The 18,056-nt window shown below is 69.2% G+C and carries 20 protein-coding genes; 11 read left to right on the forward strand and 9 right to left on the reverse strand.

Translation table 11 applies throughout. From position 1 onward, the window contains the following. Positions 1-7: 7 nt before the first annotated feature. From paaC to paaE, 3 genes are read left to right on the forward strand one after another with little or no spacing between them, the layout of a single operon-like run. Complete coding sequence (gene paaC, locus RPX00_RS21740) at positions 8-865, forward strand: 1,2-phenylacetyl-CoA epoxidase subunit PaaC (protein ID WP_406641931.1); 858 nt, start codon at positions 8-10, stop codon at positions 863-865. After that, positions 859-1,347 (forward strand): 1,2-phenylacetyl-CoA epoxidase subunit PaaD, encoded by a 489-nt coding sequence (paaD, locus tag RPX00_RS21745; protein WP_406641933.1) that lies wholly within the window; start codon positions 859-861, stop codon positions 1,345-1,347. Before paaC ends, paaD begins: the two co-directional genes overlap by 7 nt. Continuing rightward, complete coding sequence (paaE, locus tag RPX00_RS21750; protein WP_406641935.1) at positions 1,348-2,424, forward strand: 1,2-phenylacetyl-CoA epoxidase subunit PaaE; 1,077 nt, start codon at positions 1,348-1,350, stop codon at positions 2,422-2,424. A gap of 226 nt (positions 2,425-2,650) precedes the next feature. Here the strand turns inward: paaE and RPX00_RS21755 are convergent, their stop codons facing one another. The 4 genes from RPX00_RS21755 to ccrA all read right to left on the reverse strand — a co-directional run bounded on the left by RPX00_RS21755 (position 2,651) and on the right by ccrA (position 6,964). Beyond that, positions 2,651-3,757, reverse strand: coding sequence for an adenylate/guanylate cyclase domain-containing protein (locus RPX00_RS21755; protein ID WP_406641936.1), 1,107 nt, complete (start codon positions 3,755-3,757; stop codon positions 2,651-2,653). Positions 3,758-3,761: 4 nt separating this feature from the next. Beyond that, positions 3,762-4,211 (reverse strand): universal stress protein, encoded by a 450-nt coding sequence (locus tag RPX00_RS21760; protein ID WP_406641938.1) that lies wholly within the window; start codon positions 4,209-4,211, stop codon positions 3,762-3,764. A gap of 56 nt (positions 4,212-4,267) precedes the next feature. Further along, positions 4,268-5,494: a chromosome segregation protein gene (locus tag RPX00_RS21765; RefSeq protein WP_406643041.1), complete on the reverse strand. Its 1,227-nt coding sequence runs from the start codon at positions 5,492-5,494 to the stop codon at positions 4,268-4,270. Positions 5,495-5,623: 129 nt separating this feature from the next. Next, positions 5,624-6,964, reverse strand: a complete 1,341-nt coding sequence (ccrA, locus tag RPX00_RS21770) for a crotonyl-CoA carboxylase/reductase (RefSeq protein WP_406641940.1) — start codon at positions 6,962-6,964, stop codon at positions 5,624-5,626. A gap of 201 nt (positions 6,965-7,165) precedes the next feature. On the opposite strand from ccrA, the gene RPX00_RS21775 reads away from it, so the two are divergent. Continuing rightward, positions 7,166-7,534, forward strand: coding sequence for an SPW repeat protein (locus RPX00_RS21775; protein WP_406641942.1), 369 nt, complete (start codon positions 7,166-7,168; stop codon positions 7,532-7,534). Positions 7,535-7,567: 33 nt separating this feature from the next. Then, positions 7,568-8,161, forward strand: a complete 594-nt coding sequence (locus RPX00_RS21780) for a TetR/AcrR family transcriptional regulator (RefSeq protein WP_406641944.1) — start codon at positions 7,568-7,570, stop codon at positions 8,159-8,161. A gap of 3 nt (positions 8,162-8,164) precedes the next feature. On the opposite strand, the gene mce is transcribed toward RPX00_RS21780, so the two are convergent. Further along, positions 8,165-8,629, reverse strand: a complete 465-nt coding sequence (gene mce / locus RPX00_RS21785; protein ID WP_406641946.1) for a methylmalonyl-CoA epimerase — start codon at positions 8,627-8,629, stop codon at positions 8,165-8,167. Positions 8,630-8,769: 140 nt separating this feature from the next. On the opposite strand from mce, the gene RPX00_RS21790 reads away from it, so the two are divergent. Both RPX00_RS21790 and meaB read left to right on the forward strand, forming a co-directional pair. Next, a complete protein-coding gene (locus RPX00_RS21790) occupies positions 8,770-9,957 on the forward strand; it encodes an acetyl-CoA C-acetyltransferase (RefSeq protein ID WP_406641948.1) in 1,188 nt (395 codons plus the stop codon). 1 nt (position 9,958) lies between these two features. After that, positions 9,959-10,921 carry a methylmalonyl Co-A mutase-associated GTPase MeaB gene (meaB, locus tag RPX00_RS21795; RefSeq protein WP_406641950.1) on the forward strand — a complete coding sequence of 321 codons (963 nt, stop codon included), beginning with the start codon at positions 9,959-9,961 and terminating at the stop codon, positions 10,919-10,921. Here meaB and RPX00_RS21800 read toward each other — a convergent pair. Then, the gene (locus RPX00_RS21800; RefSeq protein ID WP_406641951.1) at positions 10,918-11,889 is read right to left on the reverse strand and encodes a trypsin-like serine peptidase; all 972 of its coding nucleotides are present in this window, start codon (positions 11,887-11,889) and stop codon (positions 10,918-10,920) included. The two genes, meaB and RPX00_RS21800, sit on opposite strands and share 4 nt — an antisense overlap. Positions 11,890-12,006: 117 nt before the next feature. Between RPX00_RS21800 and RPX00_RS21805 the strand changes: the two genes are divergently transcribed. From RPX00_RS21805 to RPX00_RS21820, 4 genes are all read left to right on the forward strand, one after another. Continuing rightward, the gene (locus tag RPX00_RS21805; protein ID WP_406641952.1) at positions 12,007-12,747 is read left to right on the forward strand and encodes a peptidylprolyl isomerase; all 741 of its coding nucleotides are present in this window, start codon (positions 12,007-12,009) and stop codon (positions 12,745-12,747) included. 31 nt (positions 12,748-12,778) lie between these two features. Then, positions 12,779-12,970, forward strand: coding sequence for a DUF6886 family protein (locus RPX00_RS21810; protein WP_406641954.1), 192 nt, complete (start codon positions 12,779-12,781; stop codon positions 12,968-12,970). Between the two features lie 65 nt (positions 12,971-13,035). Continuing rightward, a complete protein-coding gene (locus tag RPX00_RS21815) occupies positions 13,036-13,494 on the forward strand; it encodes a carboxymuconolactone decarboxylase family protein (protein ID WP_406641956.1) in 459 nt (152 codons plus the stop codon). After that, a complete protein-coding gene (locus tag RPX00_RS21820) occupies positions 13,491-14,231 on the forward strand; it encodes an isocitrate lyase/phosphoenolpyruvate mutase family protein (protein WP_406641957.1) in 741 nt (246 codons plus the stop codon). The genes RPX00_RS21815 and RPX00_RS21820 overlap by 4 nt, the downstream gene beginning before the upstream one ends. A 56-nt stretch (positions 14,232-14,287) precedes the next feature. Here RPX00_RS21820 and RPX00_RS21825 read toward each other — a convergent pair whose 3' ends face one another. The 3 genes from RPX00_RS21825 to RPX00_RS21835 form a co-directional block, all read right to left on the reverse strand. Next, on the reverse strand, positions 14,288-15,919 hold the full coding sequence (locus RPX00_RS21825) for a cation acetate symporter (protein ID WP_406641959.1): 1,632 nt from the start codon (positions 15,917-15,919) through the stop codon (positions 14,288-14,290). Continuing rightward, a complete protein-coding gene (locus RPX00_RS21830; protein WP_378310357.1) occupies positions 15,916-16,266 on the reverse strand; it encodes a DUF485 domain-containing protein in 351 nt (116 codons plus the stop codon). Before RPX00_RS21830 ends, RPX00_RS21825 begins: the two co-directional genes overlap by 4 nt. A 72-nt stretch (positions 16,267-16,338) precedes the next feature. Beyond that, the gene (locus tag RPX00_RS21835) at positions 16,339-18,051 is read right to left on the reverse strand and encodes a cation acetate symporter (protein WP_406641961.1); all 1,713 of its coding nucleotides are present in this window, start codon (positions 18,049-18,051) and stop codon (positions 16,339-16,341) included. Between the last annotated feature and the right edge of the window lie 5 nt (positions 18,052-18,056).

Here is an 18,056-nt window from a genome sequence, read left to right on the forward strand (position 1 = left end):
GTCTGGGATGTCATTCGACAACGTCTACGAAGCCATCACCGAGGACAACGACGCGCGCTGGGCATTCGGCACCGGCTTCGCCGACCCGCTGTCCGGTGTGGACACTTCGGTTCCGTCCGGAGTGGACGGTGCGCAGCTGGCCGCCTACTGTCTGATGCTGGGCGACGACGCGCTGATCTTCTCGCACCGGCTGCAGGAGTGGGTCAGCAACGCTCCCGAGCTGGAGGACGAGGTCGCGATCGCGAACATCGCCCTCGACCTGCTCGGTCAGGCGCGGTTGCTGCTGGCCCGCTCGGGCAAGGCGGACGGGACTGACCGGTCCGAGGACACGTTCGCGTTCCTGCGCGCGGAGAACGAGTTCCGGAACGTGCGGCTGGCCGAGCTGGGCGGTGGCCACTTTGGACACCTGATCGCGCAGCTGTTCGTGTTCTCGACCTGGCGGCTCGCGTTGTTCCAACGGCTGGAGTCCAGTGTGGACCCGGTGCTGGCGGCGATCGCGGCCAAGGGTGTGAAGGAATTGGCCTATCACCGGGACTATGCCGCGCAGTGGCTGGTCCGGCTTGGCGACGGGACGCCGTTGTCGCACGAGCGGATGGCCGAGGGGCTCGCCGCGGTGTGGCCGTATGTCGAGGAGCTGTTCGCGACGCATCCGGCTGAGCTGGTGGACGCTGCTTCGTTGCGGCCGGAGTTTGACGCCATTGTGGATCAGGCATTGGCCGCTGGGACGTTGGAGCGGCCGGAAATCGGGGCTATTGCCGGGGTTTCCGGGCGGACTGGCCGCGATGGAGTCCACACGGAACAGATGGGCTTCCTGTTGGCTGAGCTGCAGAGTGTGGCTCGTGCTATGCCTGGAGCGTCGTGGTGACCGCGGTCGCGGTGGCTTCTACGGTCACGGATCCCGAGCTGCCGATGCTGACGCTCGCGGATCTGGGCGTGCTGCGTGAAGTGTCCGAAGAGGACGGTCGGGTGACGGTGTCGATCACGCCGACGTACACCGGGTGTCCGGCGATGGACACCATGCGGGACGACCTTGAGCATGCCTTGCGGGATGCGGGTTATACCGAGATCGAGATCCGCACGGTGCTGGAACCGGCTTGGACGTCGGATTGGATCAGCGAGGACGGGCGGCGGAAGCTGGCTGAGGCCGGGATCGCGCCGCCGGGGTCCGCGCCGCGGCGGTCCGGGCCGATTCCGCTGACGCTCGGGCCTTCGGTGCGGCGGGTGGCTTGTCCGCATTGCGGGTCGTTGGACACCGAGGAGCAGTCCCGGTTCAGTGCGACCGCTTGCAAGGCGTTGCGGCGTTGCCGGTCTTGCTGGGAGCCGTTCGAACACGTCAAGGAGATTTGAGTGACTGCCACCGTTTCCCGTCGCACGGGGTTCCATTCGTTGCGGGTGGCCGAGGTTGAGCGGCTTTGCGACGACGCTGTGGCCGTGACGTTCGACGTGCCTGCCGGGTTGGAGTCGACGTATGCGTTCGCGCCTGGGCAGTCGCTGACTTTGCGCCGGGTGGTGGACGGGCGGGACGAGCGGCGGTCGTACTCCATTTGCGCTCCGGTGGGGGAGCGGCCTCGGGTCGGGGTTCGGCTGGTGCCTGATGGGGTGTTCTCGTCGTGGCTGGTCAATGAGGTGCGTCCGGGGGATACCGTTGAGGTTTCTGCGCCTACTGGGTCGTTTACTCCGGACTTGGCGGCTGGTGGACATCATGTGTTGATTGCTGCTGGGTCGGGGATTACGCCGGTGTTGTCTATTGCGGCTTCTTTGCTGGCTACTCCGGACGCTACGGTTACTGTGCTTTATGGGAATCGGCGTACGGATACGGTGATGTTCGCTGATGAGCTGGCTGATTTGAAGGATCGGTATCCGGCTCGGCTGGAGCTGGTGCATGTGCTGTCCCGGGAGCCTCGTGAGGCTGAGTTGTTTACCGGGCGGTTGGATTCGGACAAGTTGAAGGCGTTGTTCGGGTCTATTGTGCCGGTTGAGGATGTTGATCATTTTTGGTTGTGTGGGCCGTTTGGGATGGTGACCTCGGCGCAGGAGCTGCTTGGTTCGCTGGGGGTTCCTGGGGAGCGGGTTCATTCGGAGCTGTTTTATGTGGATGATGTGCCGCCGGAGCCGGTTAAGCATGTCGATCCTGCGGTTTCCGGTGCTTCGTCTGAGGTGACGTTGGTGCTGGATGGGCGGTCTACGACGATGAATCTGCCTCGGGAGTCGTCGGTGCTGGACGGGGCGCAGAGGTTTCGGCCGGATTTGCCGTTTGCCTGCAAGGGCGGGGTTTGCGGGACTTGCCGGGCGAGGGTTACTGAGGGTTCTGTTGACATGCGGCGGAATTTTGCGTTGGAGAAGGGGGAGGTTGAGGCTGGGTTTGTGTTGACTTGCCAGTCTCATCCGGTTTCGGAGCGGGTTACGGTGGATTTTGACGCTTGAGTGGGGGCTCGTCGCCTGGCGGCGACATTGCGCCCGGGTGGTGGCGTGGGGCACCCCGAAGCTTGATTGTGCTGACGGTCTGGGGGTGCTTGTCAAGGCGGGAAAGATGCCTTGACAAGCACCCCCAGACCGCAGGGAGGCTTCGTATCGGGGTGCGGGGGAGGGGCTGGGTGCACCGATGGTTGGGTGCATCGGTTGCGGGGTCGTGAGGTTCCCTCACGGACCGTTAGCGGCGGCGTCGTTTGCGGCGAGGGGGCGGGAAGTCGTCTGGGTCTGGGGTTTCGGTGGTGGTGGGTTCGCCTAGGCCCAGCATTTCCGCGGCTAGTTCCTGCGATGAGGCGAAGCGGCCGGTGGGTTTGTCCTTTGCCCGCCGTAGTGCTGAGGGGCGTAGGCGGTTGTAGCCGCGTACGGCGATGGGGCGTCTCGTGCGTAGGTCGAACTCCGGCAGGGATTCCAGTTGTCCGGCAAGTTCTCGGTCGACCAGCACCGTTCCCGGCCTGGCTGCGGATGTTAGCCGGGCGGCGAGGTTGACTACCGAGCCGTAGACGTCGCCGAAGCGGGACAGGACGCGGCCTGAGGCCATTCCGGCTCGGACTGCGGGTAAGCCGCCGTCTTCGCCGGTGCGTTCGGCTAGCGTCAGGGCGATTTCCGCGCCGTCGGCGGGGGAGTCGGTGACGAAGAGGACCTCGTCGCCGATCATTTTCACGACCCGGCCGTGGTGTTCTGCGATGACTTCCGTGGCCAGTGATTCGAAGCCGTCCAGGACCTCGGTTAGTTCGTCTTCGTCGGCTTCCCTCGTGAAACGGGTGTAGCCGACCATGTCCACGAAGCCGACGACCAGTGCGCGCGTCTCCAGGTCCTCATCGGGGCTGGCGAAGGCGCGGCCGGCGAAGGCGGCCAGGTGGCGGCGCCAGACGTAGCTCTGTACTTGCTCCAGTTCGGGGAGCAGGCGCTCCACCAGGCGGGTCACCTGACGGTCGCTGCGGGCCAGTTCCGGGTTTTCCGTGATCAGCTGCCACAGCATGTGCACCTGCCACTCGGCCAGCCGGGACAGATGCTGGCCGAGGGCACGGGTCACCGCGACTTCCATGCCGGGCGCGACCAAGCCGGAACTCACCAGGCCGTCGGCGATGCGCATTGCCTCGACGTCCGCGTCGGTGAACACCATCTCGTCGTCTTCGACGGTGGCGAAACCCAGCGCCCGCCACAGCCGGCGCGAGCGTTCCTCGGGTACGCCGGCCCGTTTCGCTACCTCGAGCCGGGTGTAGCGGCGGGGCCCGCCGAGCAGGGCGCGTTCTAGCCGTTGCTGCAGGTCCCGGGAAGAATCGGTCACGGACTCAGGTGGTGTGCACGATCAGCACGTCGACGCCCGACTTCCGGGCCACCTCGGCGGGCACCGAGCCCAGGATCCGCCCGGCCAGGGTGTTGAGGCCGCGGTTGCCGACCACGAGCAGGTCGGCCGAGCGGTCCTTCACGACCTTCCGCAGGATGTCGACCGGCTGGCCTTCGAGCGCGACCGTCTCGACGTTCGTGGCGCCGACCTTCGCCGCGCGGTCCCGTGCGGACTGCAGCGTGTCCTCCGCGGGCGCGGACCCGACCACCTGGTAGGCCTCGTCGCCCAGCTCGTCCTGCGCGCGTTCCACGTCTTGGCGGCTGGCCGGGTGGTACGCGCAGACGACGACCAGGGTCGCCCCCGCGTCGGCGGCCACCCCGGCGGCCTTGTCCACCGCGGCGAAGGACGAGTCCGACCCGTCCGTGCCCACCACCACAGTCCGATAGACAGCCATCCAGAACCTCCCGGCGATCGGTCAGCGGGGCGGCGCGGCCCCTTCGCGGGGGAAGGTTACTCGCCAGTCGGTTTTCCCGCCGGGCGCGGTTGCGGCTGCGGCTTGGGCACGTCGGAGGTCCGCAGCCGGACGGTCTGCTCGACGTCGCCGCCCGCCGCGGGCTTTCCGCTGTTCGCCGGGGCCTTCTTGCTGCCCTGACCAGCGGAAGCCGGAGTGCTGGCCGCTGCCGCGGCACCGCCGGGCTTACCCGGTTGGGTGCCGTTGCCGGTCGAGCCGGGTCCGTCGACCGAGGCCTTGATGTCCTCGGGGACGGCTCCGTCGGTCTCGCCGAGCACGTGCTGCGCCTCGGCCAGCACCGTGCGCGCCGACCGGACCTGCTCGGCCAGGCTTGCCCGGACCGTGCGCAGCGCCTCGACCCGCTCGTTGGCCTGGGTGATCCGGCGGTTCGACTCGTCGGTGGCGGTGCGGACGCGGCGGCGGGCCTCGTCGGCGGCTTCCGCGAGCCGCGCGTTGGCCTCGGTGATCGAGTCCTGGCGGCGCTTGTTCGCGTCGGCGACCGATTCGCGCTGGCGGCGGTCGATGTCGGCCTTCGCCGCGGTCTCCTCTTCGAGCACCTTCGCCCGGATCGCGGCCGCGTCCTCGGCGGCCTCCCGGACCCGGCGCTCGGCTTCGGCCTTGCTGGCCGCCTCCTGCTCGGCCAGCACGCGCATCGCCTCGGCGCGGCGGGTGGCCATGGCGATCTCGAAGTCTTCCTCGACCTGCGTGCGGCGGGCCTCGGACTCCGCGTCGAGCTTCTTGCGCTCGGCCTCGGCCTCGTCGGTGATCCGCTTGGCCTCGGCGCGCGCGTCCTCGAGCACCTTGCGGTGCTCGGCCTCCATCTCCTTGCGGCGCAGGTCAAGCTCGGTGAGCAGCTGCTCGTACCGGGCGCGCATGGCGCTGGCGTCGGTCTCCGCCTTGGCCCGGATGTGGCCTGCTTCGGCCTCGGCGCGGGCGCGGGTGTCGGCGGCCTCGTCCTGCGCCAGCCGCAGCATCCGCTGGAGGCGTTCGGACAGCCCCTCGACACTCGTCGGCGGCTGCGCGAGCCGGTCGACCTGACCGCGGAGATCGGCGATCTCGCCGCGCGCGACTTCCAGCTGCCGGGCCAGGTCGCCGGCTTGGGCGATGGCGGCGTCGCGGTCGGCGGTGAGCATCTTCAGGTCGCCGTCGAGCCGTTCGAGGTGCTCGTCGACCTGCGCCCGGCTGTACCCCCGCTTCGCTACGTCGAAGCCGGCTCCCAGCGGCACGAGTTCGCGTTCATCGCCAAGACTCATGACACCACCGTAGTCGCTCCGCGGTCACGGACGGGTGAGCACCCACGGCGTCCGGCCGCCCAAGCGCTGAGCGGCCGGACCGATCGGGCAGGTGGTCTGCCCTCACGCGCCGCGGAAGGCGTTGATGCCGTCGAGGTGCTTCGCGCGCAGCTCCTCGTCGCGCACGCCGAGGCCTTCTTCCGGAGCGAGGGCGAGCACGCCGACCTTGCCCTGGTGGGCGTTGCGGTGCACGTCAAGGGCGGCCTGGCCGGTCTCCTCGAGCGAGTACGTCTTCGACAGCGTCGGGTGGATGAGGCCCTTCGCGATCAGCCGGTTGGCCTCCCACGATTCGCGGTAGTTCGCGAAGTGCGAGCCGATGATCCGCTTCAGGTTCATCCACAGGTACCGGTTGTCGTACTGGTGCATGTAGCCCGAGGTGGACGCGCAGGTGACGATGGTGCCGCCCTTGCGCGCGGCGTAGACGGACGCGCCGAAGGTCTCCCGGCCCGGGTGCTCGAACACGATGTCCGGGTCCTCGCCGCCGGTCAGCTCGCGGATCTTCGCGCCGAACCGCTGCCATTCCTTCGGGTCCTGCTCGGTCTCGCTCTTCCAGAACTTGTAGCCCTCCGCGGTGCGGTCGATGATCAGCTCCGCGCCGAGCTTCCGGCAGATCTCCGCCTTCTCGGGGCTGGACACGACGCACACCGGGATCGCGCCGCCGTTGAGCGCGTACTGCGTCGCGTACGAGCCGAGGCCGCCCGACGCGCCCCAGATCAGCACGACGTCGCCCTGTTTCATGTCCGCGCCGTTGCGCGACACCAGCTGCCGGTACGCGGTCGAGTTCACCAGCCCGGGGGCGGCGGACTCCTCCCAGGTCAGGTGGGCCGGCTTCGGCATCAGCTGGTTCGCCTTGACCAGCGCGATCTCGGCGAGCCCGCCGAAGTTCGTCTCGAAGCCCCAGATCCGCTGCTCGGTGTCGAGCATCGTGTCGTTGTGCCCGTCCGGGCCTTCCAGCTCGACGTTCAGGCAGTGCGCGACGACCTCGTCGCCCGGCTTCCAGTTGTGCACGCCCGCTCCGGTGCGCAGCACGACGCCGGACAGGTCCGAGCCGACCACGTGGTACGGCAGGTCGTGCCGCTTGGCCAGCGGCGAGAGCTTCCCGTACTTGCGGAGGAACTTGAACGTCGGGATCGGCTCGAAGATCGACGTCCACACGGTGTTGTAGTTGATCGCGCTGGCCATCACCGCGACCAGCGCCTCGCCGGGGCCCAGCTCCGGCGTCGGGACGTCGTCGAGGTGCAGCGAACGGCGCGGGTCCTTGTCGCGGCTTTCGAGGCCTTCGAACATGTCGACCTCGTCGGCGTGCACGGTGACGCCCCGGTAGCTCTCGGGCACGGGCAGCTCGGCGATCGCGTCGAGGCGGCCGTCGAGGATCGCCTGCTGGATCTCGTCGAGGTGCGTCATCGGGAACCTCCAGGGGTCGGTCGCGGCGCGCGACTAGACGAAATTACTCGTCGGTAACCGGGGGCCTCACTGTACGAGACAAGGACCTTGTCCACGAGTCGAAGTGTGACCAACGAATCTTGACCGGCTGGCCAACCAAGGAGCATAGTCGGCTATGGGAAATCTCCCTGAACGGCTCTTTTCCGGCGGAGGTGAGCACGAATGAGTGAAGTCTCGACGCGCGCCTGGACGCGGCCCTACGACTGGGCCGAGGTCGTCATCGGTGTTGTCGCCGCTCTTTCACCCCTTTGGCTGAGCACGAACACCACGATGGTGTGGACGATGGTGGTCCTCGGCGCGCTGATCGCGCTCGACGGCCTGGTGTCGCTCGCGGCGCCGAGCATGGTTTACGGCGAGGGCGTGCAGATCGTCCTCGGCGCGTTGCTGTTCATCGCGCCGTGGGTGATGGGGTATACGGAATTCAACGGGGCGTCGTGGACGTCCTGGGTCGCCGGGGCGCTGACGATCATCGCCGGCGCGGCCGCGATGCCGGAGGCCAACGCCGCCCACCGGATGGCGGGCCAGCACTGATCGGGGCAGCGCAGCCCTGACGAGGAAGGTGACATGACCGAAGACTCGGCGAAAGAACGGATCCTGTGCGCGGCGGAGGAGCTGTTCGCCGAGTCCGGCTTCGAGGCGACCCCGACGTCCCGCATCGCGGAGCGCGCCGGGGTCCCGAAGGGCCTGGTCCACTACTACTTCCGCCGCAAGTCCGACCTGCTGGCCGCCTTGGTCGCCCGTTTGCCGGACGAACGCATCGAACCCGCCGCGGTCGTCGTTCCCGGCGACCTGGCGGGTTCCCTGCGCAGGCTGGTCGTCGAACTCGACCGCCGGTTCACCGGTTCGCTCGGGCTCTCGCACCTGCTGTGGCGCGAGGCCGACACCCACCACGTGGTCCGCGACGCGCTGTCCGAACGGTTCCAGCAGCTGGTCCGGCTGATGCGGTCGGTGATCGTGGCCGCGACCGGCGGACGGCTCGCCGGAGCCGACATCGACAACGCGTCCGGGCTGCTGGCCCGCGCGATCACCCACCGGCACGCGACGGCCCGGCACACCGGCGACGACCGCCCGGCGGAGTTCGACGGGGAGCTGACGTTCGTGGCGAACGCGCTGTCGGCTCGCGCGGCCAAGGGGACGCCGCCCGCTTCGGCGGTGTGAGTCTCAGTGCGCGTTGGCGGCGGGCTCGACCAGCTCCACCAGCACCCCGCCCGCGTCCTTCGGGTGCACGAAGTTGACCCGGCTGTTCGAGGTCCCGCGCTTGGCCGCGTCGTACAGCAGCCGCAGGCCCTGCGCGCGCAGCGCCGCCGCGGCAGCGTCCACATCGGACACTCGCAGCGCGAGCTGCTGCAGGCCCGGCCCGTTGCGGCCGATGAACTTCGCGATCGTCGAATCGTCGCGGGACGGGGCGAGCAGCTGGATCATCGTCTCGGTGCCCGCGGTACCCGGGGCGCGCAGCATCGCCTCGCGCACGCCCTGCTCGTCGTTCACCTCCTCGTGCGCGACCTCCAGGCCGAAGTGGTCGCGGTGGAAGGCGATGGCCGCGTCGAGGTCGGGCACGGCGATGCCGACGTGGTCGATCGCGGTCACGAACGGCTTGAGCACGGATGCGCTGGGCTCGGTGTCCATACCGGGGAGGATAAGCCCGGAAGCGGCGCGCGGAACCCCGCGTGCGCCCCCTCACACTGGCTCCATCAAGACGCGCCGCGAACCCCGCGCAGGCCGTATCGTGGGAACACTGCCAGTGCACCGATGCTTTGGAGGACGTCGTGTCCGGTTCCGTGATCCTGGGCGCTGCCCGTACCCCGATCGGGCGGCTGCTCGGCTCGTTGAAGGACTTCTCGGGAGCCCAGCTGGGCGGGATCGCGATCAAGGCCGCGCTCGAACGCGCCGGCGTCTCCCCGGACCAGGTCCAGTACACGATCATGGGCCAGGTGCTCACCGCCGGCGCGGGCCAGATCCCGGCTCGCCAGGCCGCGGTCGCCGCGGGCATCCCGATGGACGTTCCGGCGCTGACCATCAACAAGGTCTGCCTTTCCGGCCTCGACGCGATCGCGCTCGCCGACCAGTTGATCCGCGCGGGCGAGTTCGACCTCGTCGTCGCGGGCGGCCAGGAGTCGATGACGCAGGCGCCGCACCTGCTGCCGAAGTCCCGTTCGGGCTTCAAGTACGGCGACACCACGCTGGTCGACCACATGGCCTACGACGGCCTGTTCTGCGCGTTCGACCAGGTCGCGATGGGTGTGTCGACGGAGAAGCACAACGCCCGCTACAGCATCACCCGCGAGCAGCAGGACGCGTTCTCCGCGCGTTCGCACCAGCGGGCCGCGGCCGCGATCGAGGCCGGGTTCTTCCGCGAGGAGATCGCGCCGGTGTCGATCCCGCAGCGCAAGGGCGACCCGGTCGTCTTCTCCACCGACGAGGGCGTGCGCGCGGACACCACCGGCGAGAGCCTCGCGAAGCTGCGTCCGGCGTTCTCCTCGGACGGCACCATCACCGCCGGTTCGGCGTCGCAGATTTCCGACGGTGCGGCCGCGGTGATCGTGGCCAGCCCGGAGAAGGCGGCCGAACTGGGCATCACGCCGCTGGCCGAGATCGGCGCGCACGGCGTCGTCGCCGGTCCGGACGCGAGCCTGCACGAGCAGCCGTCGAACGCGATCCGCGCCGCGCTGAAGAAGGCGAAGCTGGACGTGGGCGACCTGGACCTGGTGGAGATCAACGAGGCGTTCGCCGCGGTCGGCCTGGTGTCGAGCGAGAAGCTCGGGCTGGACGAGTCGAAGGTGAACGTCAACGGCGGCGCGATCGCGCTGGGCCACCCGATCGGCGCGTCCGGTGCGCGGCTGGCCGTGCACCTGGTGCACGAGCTGCGCCGTCGCGGCGGCGGGCTCGGCGCGGCCGCGCTGTGCGGTGGCGGCGGCCAGGGCGACGCGCTGCTGATCCGCGTTCCGTCAGCGTAAGTTGGCCGGCCCGGACCTCGACGAGCTGGTCGGCCGCGCGCGGGAAGGACAACCGCGCGCGGTCGCCCGGCTCATTTCTCTGGTCGAGGATTCCTCGCCGCGAGTGGCGGACATCGCCCGTGCTTTGACGCCTTACACCGGCCGCGCCCGCGTCGTCGGGCTCACTGGCCCGCCCGGGGTCGGCAAGTCGACGTCGACGTCCGCGCTGCTCACCGCCTTGCGCGGCGAGGGTTTGCGGGTCGGGGTGCTGGCGATCGACCCGTCGTCGCCGTTCTCCGGCGGCGCGCTGCTCGGCGACCGGATCCGGATGACCGAGCACGCCACCGATCCCGGAGTCTTCATCCGCTCGATGGCGACCCGGGGCCATCTCGGCGGCCTGTCGTGGGCGACCCCGCAGGCGGTGCGGGTGCTGGACGCCGCCGGGTTCGACGTCGTGCTGATCGAGACTGTCGGGGTTGGACAGTCCGAAGTGGACGTTGTGAAACTGGCTGACACCACCGTGGTGCTGCTGGCTCCCGGCATGGGCGACGGCATCCAGGCGGCGAAAGCGGGCGTGCTGGAGATCGCGGACGTGTTCGTGGTCAACAAAGCCGACCGCGACGGAGCCGACGCCACGGTGCACGACCTGAAGCAGATGATCACCCTGGCCCGCCGCGAATTGCGCGGGCCGAGCTGGCGGCAGCCGATCGTCCGCACGGTGGCGGCGAAGGGCGAAGGCGTCGACGAGGTGGTGTCGGCCTTGCGCACGCACCACGAATGGCTTGTCGCGCATGGGGAATTGGACCGCCGCCGCGCCGCTCGCGCCCGGGAGGAGGTCGCCGCGATCGCGGTGCGGAGGCTGCATGCGGAGCTGGCGGACCTCCGCCACGGCGACCGGCTGGGCGAGCTGGCGGAGCGGGTGGTGGCCCGGGAGCTGGACCCGTTCGCGGCGGCGGACCGGTTGATCGCGGAGCTGAAGGGCTAACGCTGCGCGGCTTCGTACAGCGGCTTGGTCACCTTGCCGCTGAACTGCGGTCCGACGAGGTACCGCGTGCAGCCCGGGGTGTCGCGGTCGCACGGTTTTCCGTTGGCGGCTAAGAATCCGGCGTGGGTGTTGTCGCCGACGACGGTGCCCAGTCCGGTCGTCGGGTTGAAGTCGCGTAGTCGCGGGCCGCCGCTGGAGCCGCCGCCCATGACGCATGCTGTACCCCATTGGTCGGGGGAGTCGGGGTCGGTCGCGGTGCCGGTCCAATGCCGTGCGGTGCCGGTGCAATACGCCAGCCGAGCCCCGGTGTACTCCGGCAGCCCCTCGCGCGCCGGGTCGGACGCCGCCCGCGGGTAGCCGAACTGCGTCACCTTCACGCCGCCCGGCCGGTCGAAGCCGATCTGCTGCGCACCGCCGACCGCGTCCTGCACCAGCTGTCCGGATTCGTTCGGGCCGAGGACCGCGAAGGCCTGGTCGAAGGTGTCGAATTTCTGTGCGTTCTGCTGGTCGTTCGCGAGCCAGGTGCGGTCGACGACGCCTGCCCGGGCGGCGAACTTCCCGTACGGCGCTTGGCCGTCGTGATAGCCGGGCACGAACATGAGGTGCGCGTTCCAGGCGTTGTGCTCGCCGATGAGGTCGGTGTTGTTGACGCAATGTCCGGCCGTGACGATCGTGCTGCGGTTCTTGCTGCGGACGACGGTCGCCGTGCAGCTCGCGTCCTCGCCGTGGTCGGTGTAGAACAGCCGGCCGATTGTCTTCGGGAGCGGGTCCGGCCACGGCGCACCGTCCGGGCCGCTCTTCGGCGGATTATCCGACGACGGCTGGGTCAGCGCGGCCAGGCGCTGCGGAGTCCAGTACGCGAACACTGCCTGCTGTTCGGCGGCGGAGGTCGCCAGCGGCTGCAGCACGGGACCGGCGGTGGCGGCGAGAAGCCCGGCGACCAGTCCGGCGATGAGGGGAGTGATCATGAAACCGCACGGTAGGACGCGGGTGTCAGGAACCGGTCAGGATGCGACTTTAGCCGGAAGCGCGGGCAGTTTTCCGTCCCTATACTGCGATCCTCCGTGCACTGGGAGGGAACCGGAATGAAGAAGCTGCTCGTGTCCGTGCTGACTGCGTTGTCGCTGGTCGCGGTAGCCGCACCGGCTTCGGCGACGGAAGCGAAGCCGCCGAAGGTCACGTCGGGGCCGTGCCAGTACACGGAAACTCCGGACGATCCCGCGGTGCGCCCGGTATCGCTCCCGCGCGACCCGCGGCACACGCCGGATCGCGGCAGCGTCGACGTCGCGGTGTTTTCCAACCAGGGCCTGCTTCCGCTGAAGCTCAACCGCGCGCAGGCTCCGTGCACGGTGCAGAGCTTCCTGCACTTGGCGGCCAACGGTTTCTACAACCAGACGACCTGCCACCGCCTCACCGCGTACCCGACGCTGAAGGTCCTGCAGTGCGGCGACCCGTCAGGCACCGGCGAAGGCGGCCCGGGCTACAAGTTCCGCGACGAACTCCCGACCACGCTCCCGCCCGCCCCGTCCGACCCGACCGGCAAGCGCCGGACGTACGCGCGCGGCCTGCTGGCCATGGCGAACGCCGGACCGGCGACGAACGGCTCGCAGTTCTTCGTGGTGTACGGCGATTCCAGCCTGCTGCCGAACTACACGGTGTTCGGCACGGTCGGCTCGGCCGGGCTGCGCACCCTGGACCGCGTGGCGGCGGGCGGCATCCAGCCGGACGCGGACACGCCGCCGGGGAAGACGCCGGTGGACGGGAAACCGGTGCGCAAGACGGATCTCGGACTGGTCCTGCCGCTCTGCCTGTTCTGCGGCCGCTGAGGCCGTGGCCGGGTAGAACGGACCCGGCCAGGTGCTGCACTTCTCCGAAGACCCGGGGATCACGCGTTTCGCGGCGACCGCGCGGCAGCCTTATGTCCGGGCGGTCGACGCCGATCGCTGCCTGCGTCGCCACCGAAACCTCTGGCCGTTCTGGGACGCGGTGACCGCCAGCACGGCGGGATTCAGCGGAATCCGGCTCCGCAACGCCCGGCCCCGCGCCTGACTGGCCCAGATCAACAGGCCCGGATTGGACCACCCGGCTAGGCCAATCCGGATTAGCGTGGAGGCATGACGAAGCGAATCGCCCTCGCCACGGGCGAGTTGTACCAAGCGATGTCCCACCTGCAGGGCGAGGTGAAGAAGGCCAGCGCGAACGCGGGGCTCGACGTGAAGCTCATCGAGCTGGTGAAGATCCGTGCGTCGCAGCTCAACGGGTGTGCGTACTGCCTCGACATGCACGCGGCGAAAGCCGTCGAAGCCGGGGAATCGCCTCGGCGGCTCTACGTGCTCGAGGGGTGGCGTGAGACGGAGCTGTTCACCGAGCAGGAACGCGCCGCGCTTGCCTACACCGAGGCGATGACCCTGATCTCGGACCACAAGGACGTTCCCGAAGACGTCTATGCCGAGGCCGTCCGCGTGTTCACCGAGGACCAGTATCGCGCGCTGGCCTGGTGCGTCGTCGCCATCAACACCTGGAACCGGCTCATGGTCACCAGTCACGCCGAGCTGCCGGAGCGGGCCGCGTGAGCGCCGGGCAGCTGCGGGCGCTGCACGTGCCCGGGAAGCCGCTGATCCTGCCGAACGCTTGGGACGCGGATACCGCGAAGGCGGTGGAAGCGGCAGGATTCCCGGTGGTGGCAACGAGTTCCGCGGCGGTCGCGGCGGCGCTGGGGCAGGCGGACCACGAAGGCGCGTCCGCGGACGAGATGCTCGCGGCGGCCAAGCGGATCGTGGACGCGGTCTCGGTGCCGGTGACCGTCGACGCCGAGGCCGGGTATGGCTTGGCTCCGGCGGATCTCGCGGCCAGGCTGGGCGAAATCGGGGCGGTCGGGTGCAACATCGAGGACACCGACCACGGCAAGGGCGCGTTGCGGCCGGCGGCCGAGCAGGCGGAGCGGATCGCCGAACTGCACCGGGCGGCCGGCGACGGGCTGGTGATCAACGCGCGGGTGGATTCGTTCCTCGGGGTGCCGGACGAACAAGCGGTGCTCGACGACGCCGTCGCCCGCGGGCGCGCGTACCTCGAAGCCGGGGCCGACTGCGTGTACCCGATTCTCGTGCGTTCGCCGGAAGTGCTGGCCGAATTCGTCCGTCAGGTGGGCGGTCCGGTCAACGCTTCGGCGCTGCCCGGCGGTCCGGGGCTGGCCGGGTTCGCCGAACTGGGGGTAGCCCGGATTTCCCTGGGGGCCGGGCTGTGGCGGTATCTGCGCGGCGTGCTGGAGGGCACGCTCGGCGAGATCGCGCGGGGGAAGCTGCCGTATTGAAAAAACCGCTGGGTGCCGCGACAGAAGCGGCACCCAGCGGTTTCAGTGCGTAAAACTCAGTGCTGCACAGCCTTTTCCGCACCGGCGCCGGTGAGCGCCCGTACTTCCATTTCGGCGAACTTCGCTTTGTCGTGTTCCTTCGACAGGATCGTGCCGAGCCAGCCGAGAACGAACGCGATCGGAATGGACACCAGACCCGGGTTGTCGAGCGGGAACCAGTGGAAGTCGACGCCCTGCAGCATCGACGCGCTCTTCCCGGTCTTCGGGTCGACCGGCTTCCCGGAAACCGCGGGCGAGAACACGATGAGCACGATCGTCACGATCAGCCCGCCGTAAATGCTCCACAGTGCGCCCTGGGTGTTGAACCGCTTCCAGAACAGCGAGTAGAGAATCGTCGGCAGGTTCGCCGAAGCCGCGACCGCGAAGGCCAGCGCCACCAGGAACGCGACGTTCTGCCCGTTCGCCAGGATGCCGCCGAGAATCGCGACCACACCGATCACCACGGCGGTGATCCGCGCGACGCGGACCTCCGAACCGGTGCCGATCTTGCCCTTCTTCAGCACGTTCGCGTACACGTCGTGGGCGAACGAGGCGGACGCGGTGATCGTCAGCCCCGCGACCACGGCGAGGATCGTGGCGAACGCGATCGCCGAGATCAGCCCCAGCAGCACCGGGCCGCCGAGGTTCAGCGCGAGCAGCGGGGCCGCGGAGTTCACGCCGCCGGGGGCCTTCTTGATCGCGTCCGGGCCGACCAGCGCGCCCGCGCCGTAGCCGAGCACCAGGGTGAACAGGTAGAACACGCCGATCAGCACGATCGCCCACACCACCGAACGGCGCGCCTCGCGCGCGGTCGGCACGGTGTAGAAGCGCATCAGCACGTGCGGCAGGCCCGCGGTGCCCAGCACCAGCGCGATGCCGAGGGAGAAGAAGTCCAGCTTCGTCGTGCCGTCCTTGCCGTACTGCTTGCCCGGCCCGAGCAGCGCCTCGCCCGCCTTGCCCGCCTTGTCGACCGCGCCCTGCAGCAGCGAGGAGAAGTTGAAGCCGTACTTGCCGAGCACCCACAGGGTCATCGCCAGCGCGCCGATGATCAGCAGCGCCGCCTTGATGATCTGCACCCAGGTGGTGCCCTTCATGCCGCCGATGAGGACGTAGGCGATCATGATCACGCCGACCACCGCGATCACCAGCGACTGCGCGGCCTTGCCCTCGATGCCCAGCAGCAGCGCGACCAGGCCGCCCGCGCCCGCCATCTGCGCCAGCAGGTAGAAGAACGACACCACGAGCGTCGAAATCGCCGCCGCGGCGCGCACCGGGCGCTGCTTCATCCGGAACGCCAGCACGTCGCCCATGGTGAACTTGCCGGTGTTGCGCAGCAGTTCCGCCACCAGCAGCAGCGCGACCAGCCACGCCACCAGGAAGCCGATCGAGTACAGGAACCCGTCGTAGCCGTACACCGCGATGGCGCCGGCGATGCCGAGGAACGACGCGGCCGACAGGTAGTCGCCGGAGATCGCGATGCCGTTCTGCGGGCCGGTGAACGCGCGGCCGGCGGCGTAGTAGTCGGAGGCGGTCTTGGTGTTGCGGCTCGCGCGGAACACGATCACCAGGGTGATGACCACGAACAGCGCGAAGATCGAGATGTTGAGCGTGGGATTGCTGCCCTCGACGCTCTCGGCGAGAGTCTTCACGCCCCCTCCTTCTCCGGGTTTTCGATGTCGTCCTTGATCCGCTCGGCCAGCGGGTCCAGCTTCTTGTTGGCGTAGCGCACGTACAGCCACGTGATGAGGAACGTGGAGACGAACTGCAGCAGCCCGAACAGCAGGCCGACGGTGAAGTTGCCGGCGATCTTCGTGCTCATGAAGCCGTGCGCGTAGTCGGCGAGCAGGACGTAGAGCAGGTACCAGGCGAGGAACAGTCCGGCCATCGGGAACACGAACCGGCGCAACCGGCCGCGGAGTTCGCGGAACTCGGCGCTGTCGTGCGCCTGCTCCCAGATCGTGTCCGGCGGCGCGCCTGACGGGTCGCCTGCGCTCATGGGATCTCCCTTGTGCGACGCTGCGGATGTGGTGCGCGACACAGTAGGGAGGACGCCGGGGAGAGGGAACCGTCAGCGGCTCAAACGCCTCGCCGCACGACGAACGGTTGACGAACGGTCACCCGGCGTGGACGAAGGGCGCTCGTCGAGATGCAGCCGTAACATGGCGGCTCCCGCCCAGGACGGTGGGCGCCCGCGCAGTGACACCGTGATCATCACGCCGAACGCGAGCGGTACCGACCAGGGTGCCGGTTGCGAGACCAAGATCGCCACCCAACCTTGCACCGGCGGCCCTGCCAGCGCAAACAGGATTGACCCGGATGAGGCAGCCAGCCCGGTGAGCACGCCGGCGATCGCGCCCGCCGCGGTGAGCCGCTGCCACCAGATGCCGAGCACGAGCAGCGGGCAGAACGTGGACGCGGCGACGGTGAACCCCCAGGTCACCAGCACTCCCGCGTCGAGCCGAGCGGACGGCAGCGCGAGCAGCACCATCGCGATCGCGGCGAACACGACCGTCACGCGCAGCCGGCGCAGGCCGCCGGGCATCAGGTCGTAGGCGATCGCGCCGGACATCACCAGCAGCAACCCCAATGACGTCGCCAGAAACGCCGCGAACGCGCCTGCGGTGAGCAGTGCGGTGAACAGCTGCCCGGCCCAGCTGTGGTCGACCTGCGAGGGCAGCGCGACGACCACGGTGTCGGTGTTGCCGGAGAGATACAGCTGTGGCACCAGCACCCGGCCGAGCACGCCGTAGATGCCGGGGAAGAGGTAGAAGACTCCGAGCAATGCCACGGTGATCGCGGCGGTGCGGCGCGCGGCGCGGCCGTCCGGGCTGGTGTGGAAGCGCATCAGGACGTGCGGCAGACCCATCGTGCCGAGCACGGTCGCGATGAGGACCGCCCACGTGCCGAGCAGCGGGTGTCCTTTGTCGATCTCCAGCAGCGGACGCTGCCACTCCGGTCCGCCGAGCGCGACCTCTCCGCTGACGCCGGGAACCTGCGTGCCGGCGGCGAAGACGAGCTGTTCTCCCTTGTGCACCACCAGTTGTCCGGGCGGGACGGTGCCGCGGTTCTCGATCGCGGTGGGTTCGCGGAAGGTGAGGGTGACGTCGTGGTCGAACTGCACCGGGGTGGCGTGGGAGAACCGGGTGAACTCGACCGGCGTGAGGCTCGCGTCGCGGGTGTCGGTGCTGATGTGGAGGACCAGCCACAGCGCGGGGACGAGGAACAGCACGAGTTTCAGGAAGAACTGGAACGCCTGGACGTACGTCGCGGCGCGCATGCCGCCGAGCGCGAGCGTGACGCTGACCGCGGTGCCCGCGATGACCACGCCGACCCAGTACGGAGTCCCGCCGACCGCGGTGAGCACGAGCCCGGCGGTACGGAACTGGGGGACGACGTAGATGGTCCCGATCACCAGCACGACCACCGCGGCGATACGGCGCAAGGCGGGGGAGGCGAGGCGCGCTTCGGCGAAGTCGGGGACGGTGAGCGCGCCGGATCTCCGCATTGGAGCGGCGACAAGGACCAGCATCGCGACGTACCCCGCGGTGAAGCCGACCGGATACCAGAGCGCGCCGACGCCGTCCTTCACCATCAGCCCGGCGACGCCGAGGAACGACGCCGCGGACAGGTACTCGCCGGAGACCGCGGCGGAGTTGACGAAGGGGGAGATTCGCCGGGAGGCCACGAGGAAATCGGAGGTGGTGCGCATGGCGGCGACCCCGCGCACGCCGATGAGCAGCGTGACGAGCACGACCGGGGCTACCGCCAGCGCGATGTCCATCTATC

It is taken from the genome of Amycolatopsis sp. WGS_07, assembly GCF_045278895.1.
GTDB lineage: Bacteria > Actinomycetota > Actinomycetes > Mycobacteriales > Pseudonocardiaceae > Amycolatopsis.